Below are 13,298 nucleotides of genomic sequence, written 5' to 3'. Positions count from 1 at the left end.
GTAGCAGGGGCGGAGAAAAATTGTATCGAGAACAGTTATATTTCATAAGCCGAGGTTCTCGATACGCTCCACTTTATTCCGCTACTCGAACTGACGTTTAACAGATGAGAAGTTTGGTTCTACGTCAGTTCGAGTGATTTTTCGTAGCAGGGGCGGAGAAAAATTGTATCGAGAACAGTTATATTTCATAAGCCGAGGCTCTCGATACGCTCCATTTCATTCCGCTACTCGAACTGACGTTTAACAGATGAGAAGTTTGATTCTCCGTCAGTTCGAGTGGCTTTTCGGAGCAAAGCGTAGAAAATTTTATCGAGAACAGTTGTATTTCATAAGACGAGGTTCGATACGCTCCATTTCATTACGCTACTCGAACTGACGATTATAATCATGGTTGAACAACAAATTATATTAAGAAGTTCATTATTACTTAAACTTCTTCTTAGCAAGGTTAGGTAAATCACTGAAACGACCTTCTATTAATGCTAGTTTCTTTGCCTTTGACCATTTTTTGATTTTCTTTTCAAAAACAATGGCTTGCTCAATATCCATAAATTGACAAAAATAAACTAATTGCAGAGGCCTTCTGCTAAATGTATAAGAACCAAAGTGTTTACCATCTTGGTGTTCATCAAGCCGTTTATAGACATTTTCTGTAACTCCTGTGTAATAAGTGCCGTCGGAACATTCTAAAATATAGACATAAGATAAAAGCATGATTATAAGATTTTATTAAATATAATAAATAATTGGTGTTCTTAATATTTTTTTAAAACCTATTTGGATTTAGAACTGTTGAGCTCTCGTCAGTTCGAGTGATTTTTCGTAGCAAGGGCGGAGAAAAATTGTATCGAGAACAGTTATATTTCATAAGCCGAGGCTCTCGATACGCTCCATTTCATTCCGCTACTCGAACTGACGATGCGATTGTATTTTGGTAGGGTGATAGCACGTCAGTTCGAGTGATTTTTCGTAGAAAAAGCGGAGAAAAATTGTATCGAGAACAGTTGTATTTCATAAGTCGAGGTTCTCGATATGCTCCATTTCATTGCGCTACTCGAACTGACGTTTAACAGATAAGAAGTTTGGTTCTCCGTCAGTTCGAGTGATTTTTCGTAGCAAAGCGAAGAAAAAATTGTATCGAGAACGGTTGTGTTTCATAAGCCGAAGTTCTCGATACGCTCCACTTCATTCCGCTACTCGAACTGACGAGGGAACAGGCTTTCACTTCTAATTAAATATTTAATTTCTGCTACTTGATAAAAAATAGTGTAAAATGGTAAAATTTTATTTAATTATAGAATATAATCAATATTATTTTCGTTTTATAAGGAATTATATTATATCCTAAAAACTAAAAATGATGAAAGCACACTTCAGATCATCCGATTCGGGTGAAGATCTATCTATTGTTTTGCTTTATGAGATTCTCAATCGCCTGGATAACTTTGGCCCTAAAAGTCCTTCCAAAGACCTATTGGACAGTGCCGACCTAAAACAGCTCTATAACCTCAGTGATAGCTCTATCTATAGGTTAAGGCGTAATAAAAAGATCAAATACATCAAACTGGGCGGTAAATATTATTATTCCCGGAGATCTATAGAAGACCTGCTGAAATAATAAGTCCACACAGACAGCTTTGTATTTAAAATGATCTGTGCAATCTTTAAGATCTGCGAGAGATATCTTTATGTGATCACACTGTCATCCTGAGCGAAGCCGAATGACCTCAACGTACCCTTTATATTTAAAAATCATAAAGGGCAGTGTCAATCTTTATACCTTAAATTTTTAGAATATCAAAGACTACCATGTGTTGTGCCCTTGTGTTCAAGTTCCGGGATTCTTCGATGATCCTTCGACAGTTGTTCGGAAAAAACATCTTTTTTCCGAAGCGTTGCCGAAGAAGACCCGAAGCGTTCCCGAAGAAATACAGCAGATACCAGGTCAAAATCAGTCAGAACCGGTCAAAACCGATCAAGGGTGTACAAGCTGCTGTTTTCTGCTATACCTTCGTCCCAACAAATCAAAAAAATAAATATTATGGCAACATTAAACAAAGGGATCCTTGGTGGATTCTCAGGCAAGGTAGGAACAGTGGTGGGCGCCAACTGGCGTGGCAAGGACATCATCAGAAGTCGTCCGAAAGTTTCCAAAAGAAATCCAACCGATAAGCAATTGACACAACAGCTGAAGTTCAAATTGGCCATCACCTTTCTCCAGCCGGTCAAAAACATCCAGTCGCAGTACTTTGGGGCAGGAAGTGGTGTGAGGTCCAGGGTCAATCTGGCCGTGTCCTATACCATCAACGAGGCTATTGAGGTGGTAAAAGACCTTCCGGAACTGATCTATAACAAGGTGCTTATTACCAAAGGTGACCTTACCGGGTTTCAGAATGCTGTTCTTACTACGCAGGTAGGTGGTGTGCTGCACTTGGAGTGGGAGGACAACAGCACACAGGGTAATGCTGCTCCGATGGATCAGGTCAGTATCGTATGCTACTGTGCGGAACTGAAGAACTTTGAGATCTTTGGGGGCATCGTGATGCGGTCCGACCTGATGGCGGATGTCACACTCCCTAACTATTGCATCGGTAAGACGATGGAGGTTTATGTTTTCCTGAACAATGAGAAGCAAACCTCGGCATCCACCAGTTTCTATCTGGGGCAACACCCCGTGATATGAATGATCAGATCCACCCGCAAGGGTGGATTTTTTATAGCCTTATATCCATATACGCTTTGCTAAAATTAATAGAAGTGTAAGATAACTTCATATGAAGCAATTACTTTTGATAAAAGAATTATCCTTAATTTTTTTCTTTCTTAGATTCCTACATTTTGTAGATGGTCAAAAATAAATCGGCCTGGTCTGGTTTGAGAAAAATATGTCAAGTTCTGTCGTTTTGAAGATTTATTTTTAGAAAAGATGAAATAAAAGGGTGAAAAATCGTTAAAAATGTTAAATTTGCAAAATAAATAAAAAGCGACAAGTTTTGTCGTAGTAAGATGCTACCATTGCATCATGAACAACAACTAATAATATAAAACTCAGATCATGAAAAGACTCAGCATTAGCGTGGGGATTCTCGCCCTATGCCATGTCCATGGCCAGAAGATAAGCTGGCAAAAGAATTTGGAATCCGGGACACAGGACTTCCTTTCGGGACTAGTTACCACAATAGACGGGCAATACCTGGTATCCGGCTCATCAATCCAAACCGATCAAAATCCGGCAACCAACAACGGACAACCATCTGCCAATAGAGGTTACGACTACCATGTCCTCAAGCTGGACCAGCAGGGTCAGAAGGTCTGGGAGAAGTATTTCTCAGGTAATCACCATGATTACCTCAGCGCCACGGTTTCTACCAAAGAAGGCGGCTTTTTGTTAGCAGGCACATCGTATTCGTCATTGGCATTAGATAAGAAAGAAAGGTCCAACGGTTCATCCGACATCTGGGTCATCAAGATCGACGAAAATGGTGATGAGCAGTGGCAGAAAACCATTGGAACAAGATACAGCGAGGAGGCCAGGAGTGTGACACAGACCACCGATGAGGGCTATGTGATAGCTGGTTCCACGAACCACCCTAAGCTGGGTTATGGTTCCAAGGATGTCCTTGTGACCAAACTTGACAAGACGGGAAAGGTCATCGCTCATCTCATCTTGGGTGGCAAGGGTCTGGATGAGGTTGAGAAAGTGATTGCCACGAAAGACGGTGGTGTATTACTCGGAATCTATTCCCGCAGTGGTGCTATTGGTAATGAACAAATAAAAATTAATGAAAGAGGTTCGGCAGATGTAGGTGCTTCGACTCCGCCCAGCATGACAACAACTGAAATTCCTACAAACTTTTACTCTAAGATTACAGAGAACCAAGGCGAAGGTGATTACTGGATCGTAAAGCTGGATAGGAACAACCAGATTCAATGGGAAAAGAACTTCGGAGGCAGTGAGGATGACCATATAAGGACGATGGCATTGACGGACTCGGGCTATATTATTGGCGGTGAGAGCCGTAGTGAGGCCTCGGGGAACAAGAGGGCGAAATTGGAAGAAGGAACAGACCTTTGGGTGCTGGCGTTGGACGATGATGGCAATGAGCAGTGGCAGCAGTCTTACAACTTCAGGAACCGGGATGTTTTGATGAGTCTTAATGCCATCAAAAATTCCGATTCTGAGACCAAAGGATTTTTAGTCGGAGGATACACACAGAGTGAAGGCAAGGTTGAAAAAAATGACGAGACATTTTGGATGTTGTATATCGATAAGAATGGAAAGGAAGTATGGAGAAAATATGTTGAAGGAAAAGATAAGAAGAATGAAGAACGATTAATATCAGCATTACTGAATAGAGACGGCTCATATGTACTTGCCGGAACAAGCGCGAAGGAATTAGGTAAGGAGAATTGGAAGATTGTAAAATTATTGGATAGCGATGTAGAAGATTTGATGGAGAATAAAACGATTCAAATCTACCCGAATCCTGTGAAGGATTACTGTTATGTGGAGATAGGATTGGACTTCGAGAGTGCTGATATCTATCTGTATGATATGACTGGTAAGGTGATACAGAGCACCACTACTAAAAATAAAATCACAAAGATTGACACTAGAAAATTACCACAGGGGGTTTATATCATCAAAGCCAATGTCCCAACCCAACAAAACAAAAAACTAACGACTAAAATTATTAAAGAATAATGAGAAATATCTTACAAATATATTTTTTTGTAGCCTTTTATTGTCTAACTTTTGGACAAGGACTTTACAATAATATATATAAAGACAATATTAATGAGCATTTTAATATCACTAGTCCTTCTGCTGGCGAGTTTGAAAGGGTGACCAGTACGAATATCAATGAAGCATTTGGCACGGCAAATATTAAGATTCCTCTTTTTGAAATTAAGGAAGGAAATATTAGTGTACCCATTTATTTATCATATAATTCTCAAGGAATTAAAGTTAATCAAGTCGAATCCAATGTAGGGTTAGGATGGTCAATCTCTAGTTTCTTTATATCAAGGGAAATTAGGGATGCTCATGATTTAGATGATTATCAATATGGTACCATACTAAATAATAGAGTAGGATATTTTAAAAAGAAAAAAAAGAATATTAACTATGATTTTGTCAATATTGGTCAAAGAAGACTAAGTATTGATATGGTTCCTGATATTTATAATGCTTATTTAGCAAATGGGAAAAACACATTTTTTTTCGAAGATGAATCTGACTACAAATTATTAAGTAGGTCATCAATAATTGTTAATCCAAAAAAAGATTCCCTTCTTTCTTATGTAGATTATAAAATTAAAGATTTCTACAGTTTTGACATAAAAGATGAAAATGGATTAGAGTATAATTTTTCAGATTATAATGTTGCAAGTTCATATGTTGGCGAACGCGATCTTTCCACTCAACCCCCTACTCCTGCTTATGCATATGTACCATATGTATCCAATTGGTTTGTATCAAAGATTACGGATAAATTAAATAACAAAAAAGTTGAATTTGAATATGTTGAGGGCAAAAGTTTTGGACGAAACACTTCTTATATTTCAAGAGATATTTTTTCAGGATTTTATTCAAAAGCTTATATTGGAGCTTTGGTATTTGGTATAAGGAAAGGTTATTATTATGATAAGCTATTTCCAGATGAGGATGCTTCTAATTATAATGGAGCATTACTAACTAAAGGATTCATAAGTTCTACCTTCCATAAAATGAATCCTAATGGTCTTCAAAATGCTCCTCAGAGCCATTCGTATTATGATGTGTTTAACGAAAAAATATATCAGAAAAACTTATCTGTGAAAAAAATATCATTTTCAGGCGGATATATTTTATATGATTATGATAATGATAAATCAAATTTTGATGAAAATATCATAACTTCAATACAGTTATATGATAAGAATGATAATTTAATTAAGAAATTCAATTTTCATTACGATAGATTTGCGTGTCAAAATTCCTCTCCCAATTTTGGTAATTGTACAGAAAGACTAAAATTGACAAGTGTTGAAGAAGTGGGGAAGGGAGAGTATAAATTTGTCTATGATGAAACTCATCCTCTCCCAAACATTACATCCAAATCATTCGATTATGGAGGCTTTTTCAATGGAAGCATAGGAAGTGATAATACTACTAATATGCAAGATAATATTTATTATTATCCTGATTCAAAAGAATGGTCACTACTGCCTTTTGATATTAACAGTAATGGAACAAACAAGCATGTAATTAATTTTGGAAATTTACCTTATTATTCACCTTATTCAAGACTCCCTAATATAGAGTATGCTACAACAGGTATTTTAAAAAGTATTGAATATCCTACTGGTGGTAAACAAGAGTATGTATACGAATTAAATGATTTTGTAATAAAGAATAGTACTCAATTAGGGAGTGGATTAAGAGTCAAAAGTACCACATTGAAAGATGAAAATAATACAGTACAAGATGTAACAACTTATAATTATATTAATGATGATAATACAAGTTCGGGAGAAATGATTTATCCACCTTTCATTGGATATCCTTTAGCACAACTATTTGAATCTTATTTTGATGAAGATTATCAGGCTATCGTTTCACATTATAATGGCTTGCCAAATTTCCAGTCTAATCACTATGATATGTTATTCAAAGTTTATGACATGCCTTCTGAAGCACCTATCCGATATAAGAGGGTCGAAAAAGTAAGAAATGGCAGTGGGAAGGAAATTATTGAATTTATTGATAAAGGCCTTACAACATTTGCTAACTCTAAATATATGCCGTTTCCAAATATTAATGTTTCGAATGTAGAAACTCAACATAATTTTTCAGAATTTTTATATACTAATTCGGCTTATGGATTAAGATACAACAATTATTTTGACCTATCCCAATTGTCTAATGAAAGAAAACGTATTTATAAAAATGAAAACGGTAATATAGTAAGAGAAGAAAAAACAGATTATCAACTGTTAGCACCACGTTACGATAATTTCTCAGCAGGAAGTAATTTTATTAAACCAATAATTACATATCATAATGCTCAATATAGTTATGAGTATTTTCCCTATCCGGATAAATTTGTAACTCAAGGAAGCATATATTTTGTTAATTCTTACTCAATTCTTGTTCCTTATGAAAAGGAAGTAAATTCTTTTTTCACAACAGGATCTTCGAAGACTGATGTTTTAAAGATAAGATATGCTCTTAACAGACATTCAATGCCTATGACTCATAGTTATAATATTGAAGCAGATGGGTATGTTAATGGAACTGCGAATCTATTTTTCGATAATTTGTCTAGTACGATCCTTAACCTTAATCTTAAAAATAAAGTTATTGGATCTTACTCATTTAATGGTTACGATGTTTTGGATGAATTTGATAGACCATATGGTTACAAAAATAGAATGAGGTCTGAATATAATTCTGATAGCTATACATCAAATTTATTCAAACCTAAACGTATAATAACAGATTTAGGCCAAGGTGAGAGTATTGATGCTATTTTTGACCGCTATGACAACAAAGGTAATCTGTTACAATCCACAAAAGGAGGTATTTCTACAACCTATATCTATGGATATAACCAAAACTATCCAATAGCAACTATCTCTGGCGCAACCTATGACCAGGTCATGACCGCATTTGGCAAAGACCCAAATGACAATCAGGCCTATCTTCAGCTTGATATTGTCAAAAAATCCATTTTAGATAAAGACCTTGATACAGAAAAAGCTTTAATAAAAGGATTAGATCTTTTTAGATCCAACCCTGGATTGTCGAATTATCAGGTTACGACTTATACATATGATCCACTTATAGGTATCACCTCAATAACACCGACCAATGGAATCAGGCAAAATTACAAGTATGATTCTGCCAATAGATTGATCGAGATAAAGGATATAAACGGAAGGATCTTGCAAGAAAATAAATACAATTACAAACAATAAAAAATTAAGAACTATGAAAAAAATAATATCAACAGCATTGGTACTGATAATTACCATTGCACAGGCTCAGTTATATACTCCTTGGGGATTAGTAAGCACTTCAACTACGGCCAATATAGGGATAGGGATTCCTAATCCTGTGTCAAAATTGGATATAGGTACAGATAACACCCAGAAGACCTTTATCAATTATCAGAACAGGTCCTCGGTGACATTCATTCCCAACTCTGGAAGCTGGTTCCATATCAGTACAACAAATGGAATAAGTAATGATCTGACAATTTCACACGGAGGTTCGGTGGACGAGAACCGATTGTTGACCATAAGAAATACAGGCAATGTAGGAATTGGTGTTTCTGATCCTTCCGCAAAATTAGATGTTCTAGAGACCATAGCTCTTAGTGCGATGAACTATCAGGCAGGTAATAGGATTGATAAGAAATGGATGTTCGCCACAGCAGGGGATATCACAAATATGTTCCTTGTGCCTAGAAAAGCAGATGACAGTGGCTGGGACTGGCCTAAACAGATCGTTTTCAACGATGGTAACATAGCGGCTTCTGGAAGAATGGAAGCCAAAGAAGTCAAGGTCAGCCAAAGCCCTACTGCCGACTTTGTGTTTGAAGAAGATTACAACCTGCCAAAACTGGAAGATGTTGAGAAACACATCAAAGAAAAGAAGCATTTACCTGAGATAGCTTCGGCTAAAGAAATGGAAAGGGACGGGGTAAATATTGGTGAGTTTCAAATAAAATTGCTTCAGAAGATCGAAGAGTTAACGCTGTATTCAATTGAACAGCATAAGAGATTAAACTGTCAATCGGAAGAACTTAAAAATTTAAGGACAGAAAATGAGACTTTGAAACAGGAAAATCAACAGGTACAGTCTCTATTGGAAAGAGTTGAAAGACTTGAAAAAACTAAAAACTAATAATTATCAAAAGTCATCTTATGCAAAAGAAGATACTTGTCATAATGGGATTGGCCTGGAGTATCTCAGGTTTTTCCCAGAAGATACTCAATGGCTATTCTGCACCGCAGACTGTGGTTGATGGGAACAGCATCCGTATGTTGCCGGGCTTTCACGCCAATTCAAATGATGGGAGCTATAATGGCAATCCGACACAATTCATAGCCAAGATAGGAAATCCACAGACAGAAACAGTTCCACCCTCCAATACAATTGGTAATACAAATGCCAACTTAGGGCATAATTATGTTTATACAAGGAATTATCTGATACCCATAACAGAAAGTAATGCAAGCGCACCTCAGGTTCAGAGCATCACATATTTTGACGGTTTGGGAAGACCGAAGCAGAATATAGCGATCAAATCATCTCCATTCGGAGAAGACCTGGCTCAGGATATTCCGTATGATCCGTATGGCAGACAGGTAGATTCCTGGCTCCCGGCACCGATGACGACAGGTAACGGTAACATACGATCTAATGTCCAAACCTCTGCCAATAATTTTTATGGAGACCCTAATGGCATCAATGACTCCTCGCCGTTCAGCCATACCATCCTGGATGATTCTCCTCTAAATAGAGTTATGGGGCGGACAGCTCCCGGAAGTGCCTGGCAGAATAAACCGCAGACCTATGTCTATGATACCAATATCAACGACAATGTCAAAAATTTTATCACAACGACCTCTTGGACGGATAATGTTGCCACCACCACATTTATTACCAATGCGGTGTACGCAAACAATGAGCTTTTCAAAAACAAGGTGAAAGATGAAGATAATAATGAGGTCACAACTTTTACAAATAGAAAAGGGCAGACCATTCTACAGAGAAGGTACACTGCTGCCAATGGTAATATAGATACCTATTATATTTATAATGAGTATGACCAGCTCTCATATGTTATTCCACCTCTAGCCGTCGAAGAGATAGATGGTGGAAAAACACTTTCCACGATTCTAGGCAATCTCTGTTATCAATACAAGTACGATCACAAAAACAGGCTGGTAGAAAAAAAATTGCCGGGCAAAGAATGGGAATACATTGTTTATAACAAGCATGACAGGCCGGTATTGTATCAGGATATCAATCTGAGACAGGGAAAATCCGGTACGTCGCAGGATTCCTGGATCTTTACAAAATATGATGGTCTCGGTAGGGTAGTATATACCGGCATTACCAATGACAACAGAAGCAGAAAGGATATCCAGTCCTCTTTGGATACACAGGCCATAACAAATGAAACAAGGAAAGGTCCGACAGAAGGTGCAGGATTAACTGTATTGGCTTTTGCACTGCATTATACCAACGTGAGTTATCCTACGACAATATCCTCCTTGCTGTCTGTTAATTATTACGACACTTACCCAACTCTGTCACCGCCGCCATCCATCCCTTCCTACATCAGGAATCAAAAGGTTTTGACCAATGCCTATGCGGCGTCGGAATATAATGGCGATGCCAAGATCAGCACAAAGGGATTGCCTACGGCCAGCTTTTTGAGAAATATAGAGGACAGCCGCTGGACAAAGACCTATATGTTCTATGACCTGGAATCCAGACCTATAGGAACTTACACAACCAATCACCTGAACGGATATACCAACGTGGAAAGTGTACTGGATTTCGGTGGGAAAGTATTGGAAACCTACACCAGCCATAAACGGAATGTCAATGCTACTGAAATCAACATAAAGGAACGTTTCGAATATTCGCCGCAACAATACCTGGTGAAGCACTACCATCAGGTGGGCAGTGAGCCGGAAGAGCTGCTTACGGAGAATGAGTACGACAGGATAGGTCAGCTCAAGAACAAAAAAGTAGGCAATGATCTCCAGAAGATCGATTACAGGTACAATATCAGGGGATGGCTCAAGGAGATCAATGATGTAGCTAATATAGGAAACGATCTTTTCGCCTATAAGATCCACTATCAGGACCCTGAGCAGACCTCGGACAACCCGGATACCGGTTACAGGAAATATAATGGCAATATAACAGAGGTCCAATGGAAGTATGCCAACAATACTGAGCTCAGAAAGTATTATTACAAATATGATGAGCTTGACAGGCTCAGGGAAAGCAAGTATCGGAAGATAGGTACCAATGTCATAACCCCCGATACCTATAACGAGAGTATGGAGTATGACAAGAATGGGAATATCACAAAACTGGACCGCTTTGGATTGGTCGGCAGATTTAATGTGCCGGCAAAGATAGATGAGCTGGAATATTTCTATAAAGACGGTGTGAACGCCACGAACCGGTTGTTCAAGATCATTGACCATACACAGAATGAGAGCGGTTACTACGGCAACGGTGGGATCAATGCGTATGATGACAATGGCAATATGACGATGATGCCGGACAAGACCATCACCCAACCTATTGTCTACAATATTTTGAACCTTCCTACGCTGATACGGAATTATGATGAGACATTTCAAAATGAGGTTGTCAACACCCAGAATGTATACAGGTCAGATGGTACAAAGCTTTATAAGAAGTTCAGGTACGTGACAGGTCCGGAATTTATAATCACAGAATATCTGGATGGGTTCCAATATGTATCACCTCTCACCCCAGGATTGAAAACGGCCATGGAAAGCGATGACCCCTCGGTCGTGAAAGCTATAAAGGCAGGTCAGACCGAAGTTTTTGAATCTGAGGAACGTGAGTTCGCAGGGCAATTAGGTCCAATTGGTGGAGATGTCACTATGGAGCTCCAGTTCTTCCCGACTGCGGAAGGGTTTTATGATTATGTGAACAAAACGTATATTTACCAGTACAAGGACCAGGTGGGCAACAACAGGGTAAGCTTCTCCAGGAACAAGCTCACCAATGCCATCGAGGGAAAGGATACCAATGACTATTACCCGCTGGGCCTTAACCATAAGCTGCCAAGCGTCACGCTTTATGACCCGATATCGATACCTTATAACTACAAGTTCCAGGAGCAGGAGCTACAAGAGACGGGCTTCTACAGCTTCAAATGGAGGAACTATGATCCTTCAATGGGGAGATTCTTTAATGTAGATCCTTTGAGCGAGAAATATGCCTACCAGTCACATTACAATTTCTCAGAGAACAGAATGATAGATGGCAGAGAATTGGAAGGGTTGGAAAGGGCAGATCTTGATTGGAGCGGATATGATTTTAAAGCTGATCCTGATTATCAGCACAATTTAGCAATACAAAATTATGAGGACAAAGTAAACGAAATAGAAGGCGTAACGGTTTATTCTTATACACCTTTGGAGGATAAGAGTGCTGGACTTTCTCTGCCGGATATTAATATAGACTGGGAAGCTGTTGGAGACTTTGCAATAGGAATGACTCCTATTGGAGATGTAAGGGATATGTACGAGGGAGTAAGAGATGGGGATTATCTTAAAGCAGCAATGGGAGCGACAAGCTTGGGGATGACCTTTGTGGCACCAGGTTCTGGTTCATTACTAAAACTTGCAGGAAAATCACTTCTTAAAAGAGGGGCAAAAGAGTTGGCTGGAGAGGTTGCTGAAGAAGTTTTGGAAAGGAGTTCATATGAAGGAGTTAGAGATGCCTCCAAATATCTTCAAGAACAAGGAGTACCAAGAGCCTATAGAAAACAAATCTTAGAAAGCTTTCAAATAGAAACAATTTCTTTACGTAATGCTGATAATGCAACATTTGGATTGAGATTTTATGGAGGAAATGCTAATCAAAGTGGTAGATATTTATTTCCAACCTTTACAAATTATACTAATAGAGCAGGATTAGCATTACCTCCAAGTTGGAATAATATGTCTGCCATATCACAGTTCCAGATTACTCCAGGGAGTACATATATCTTTGGTCGGGCGGCTTCTCAAGGAGGAATATACAGAGGAGGAAGCTATCAAATGTATATTAATAATTTAAATAATTTAACTAAATAAAATGAATAGGGAAATCTTTATTGAGAGAAAAAAAAAATTAACAAATCTAATAAAAGAAAATTTGAATAAAATAGATATTTGTGAACATGATCAAACATCTCTTATTAAACTTTTGGAATTACTTAATCAGTATTCATTTGAAAATAGATTAGAGCAAAAAGGATTATTGTCTCATACCATCATTGATAGCTTGGAATTGGATTATTCATTAGGTGAGATATTCATAAAATTCGACAATGATATAAAATAAACGGATTAATATAATCCGTTAATTCCGAAATAAAAATACCAGGTTCTGGCTCATTATTAAAGCTTGCAGGAAAATCACTTCTTAAAAGAGGAGCGAAAGAGTTGGCAGAAGAAGTTGCTGACGAAGCTATGGAATATGCTGGTAGTGGAGTTGCTAACTTTGTTAGGACACGATTCTTATACTCTTTAACTTTAAGAGT

General features: G+C 37.9%; 8 protein-coding genes. 6 read left to right on the top strand and 2 right to left on the bottom strand.

Going from position 1 to position 13,298, the window contains the following annotated elements; translation table 11 throughout:
* Positions 1-423: 423 nt before the first annotated feature.
* Positions 424-714: a GIY-YIG nuclease family protein gene (locus RTX21_RS15475; protein ID WP_312768994.1), complete on the bottom strand. Its 291-nt coding sequence runs from the start codon at positions 712-714 to the stop codon at positions 424-426.
* A 643-nt stretch (positions 715-1,357) separates the two neighbouring features.
* Here RTX21_RS15475 and RTX21_RS15470 point away from each other — a divergent pair.
* The 6 genes from RTX21_RS15470 to RTX21_RS15445 all read left to right on the top strand — a co-directional run bounded on the left by RTX21_RS15470 (position 1,358) and on the right by RTX21_RS15445 (position 12,849).
* Positions 1,358-1,618, top strand: a complete 261-nt coding sequence (locus RTX21_RS15470; protein WP_312768993.1) for a helix-turn-helix domain-containing protein — start codon at positions 1,358-1,360, stop codon at positions 1,616-1,618.
* A gap of 423 nt (positions 1,619-2,041) precedes the next feature.
* Positions 2,042-2,683: a DUF6266 family protein gene (locus tag RTX21_RS15465; protein ID WP_312768991.1), complete on the top strand. Its 642-nt coding sequence runs from the start codon at positions 2,042-2,044 to the stop codon at positions 2,681-2,683.
* A 372-nt stretch (positions 2,684-3,055) separates the two neighbouring features.
* Positions 3,056-4,705, top strand: a complete 1,650-nt coding sequence (locus RTX21_RS15460) for a T9SS type A sorting domain-containing protein (RefSeq protein WP_312768990.1) — start codon at positions 3,056-3,058, stop codon at positions 4,703-4,705.
* Positions 4,705-7,962, top strand: coding sequence for a hypothetical protein (locus RTX21_RS15455; RefSeq protein WP_312768989.1), 3,258 nt, complete (start codon positions 4,705-4,707; stop codon positions 7,960-7,962). The genes RTX21_RS15460 and RTX21_RS15455 overlap by 1 nt, the downstream gene beginning before the upstream one ends.
* Positions 7,963-7,975: 13 nt before the next feature.
* Positions 7,976-8,893 carry a hypothetical protein gene (locus tag RTX21_RS15450; RefSeq protein ID WP_312768988.1) on the top strand — a complete coding sequence of 306 codons (918 nt, stop codon included), beginning with the start codon at positions 7,976-7,978 and terminating at the stop codon, positions 8,891-8,893.
* A 20-nt stretch (positions 8,894-8,913) separates the two neighbouring features.
* A complete protein-coding gene (locus RTX21_RS15445; protein WP_312768986.1) occupies positions 8,914-12,849 on the top strand; it encodes a DUF6443 domain-containing protein in 3,936 nt (1,311 codons plus the stop codon).
* Positions 12,850-13,070: 221 nt separating this feature from the next.
* Here RTX21_RS15445 and RTX21_RS15440 read toward each other — a convergent pair.
* The coding region (locus RTX21_RS15440) for a hypothetical protein (RefSeq protein WP_312768984.1) at positions 13,071-13,298 on the bottom strand (228 nt) is incomplete at its 5' end.

The organism is Epilithonimonas sp., from assembly GCF_032054305.1.
Taxonomy (GTDB): Bacteria; Bacteroidota; Bacteroidia; order Flavobacteriales; family Weeksellaceae; genus Epilithonimonas.
The sequence above is the reverse complement of the archived record's forward strand: the minus strand, read 5'-3'. Positions and strand labels throughout refer to the sequence as shown.

Excerpts from the sequence above, each read along its gene's own strand:
- RTX21_RS15450 (WP_312768988.1), top strand. The coding sequence starts at position 7,976 with ATGAAAAAAATAATATCAACAGCATTGGTACTGATAATTACCATTGCA.
- RTX21_RS15470 (WP_312768993.1), top strand. The coding sequence starts at position 1,358 with ATGATGAAAGCACACTTCAGATCATCCGATTCGGGTGAAGATCTATCT.
- RTX21_RS15455 (WP_312768989.1), top strand. The coding sequence starts at position 4,705 with ATGAGAAATATCTTACAAATATATTTTTTTGTAGCCTTTTATTGTCTA.
- RTX21_RS15460 (WP_312768990.1), top strand. The coding sequence starts at position 3,056 with ATGAAAAGACTCAGCATTAGCGTGGGGATTCTCGCCCTATGCCATGTC.
- RTX21_RS15475 (WP_312768994.1), bottom strand. The coding sequence starts at position 714 with ATGCTTTTATCTTATGTCTATATTTTAGAATGTTCCGACGGCACTTAT.
- RTX21_RS15465 (WP_312768991.1), top strand. The coding sequence starts at position 2,042 with ATGGCAACATTAAACAAAGGGATCCTTGGTGGATTCTCAGGCAAGGTA.
- RTX21_RS15445 (WP_312768986.1), top strand. The coding sequence starts at position 8,914 with ATGCAAAAGAAGATACTTGTCATAATGGGATTGGCCTGGAGTATCTCA.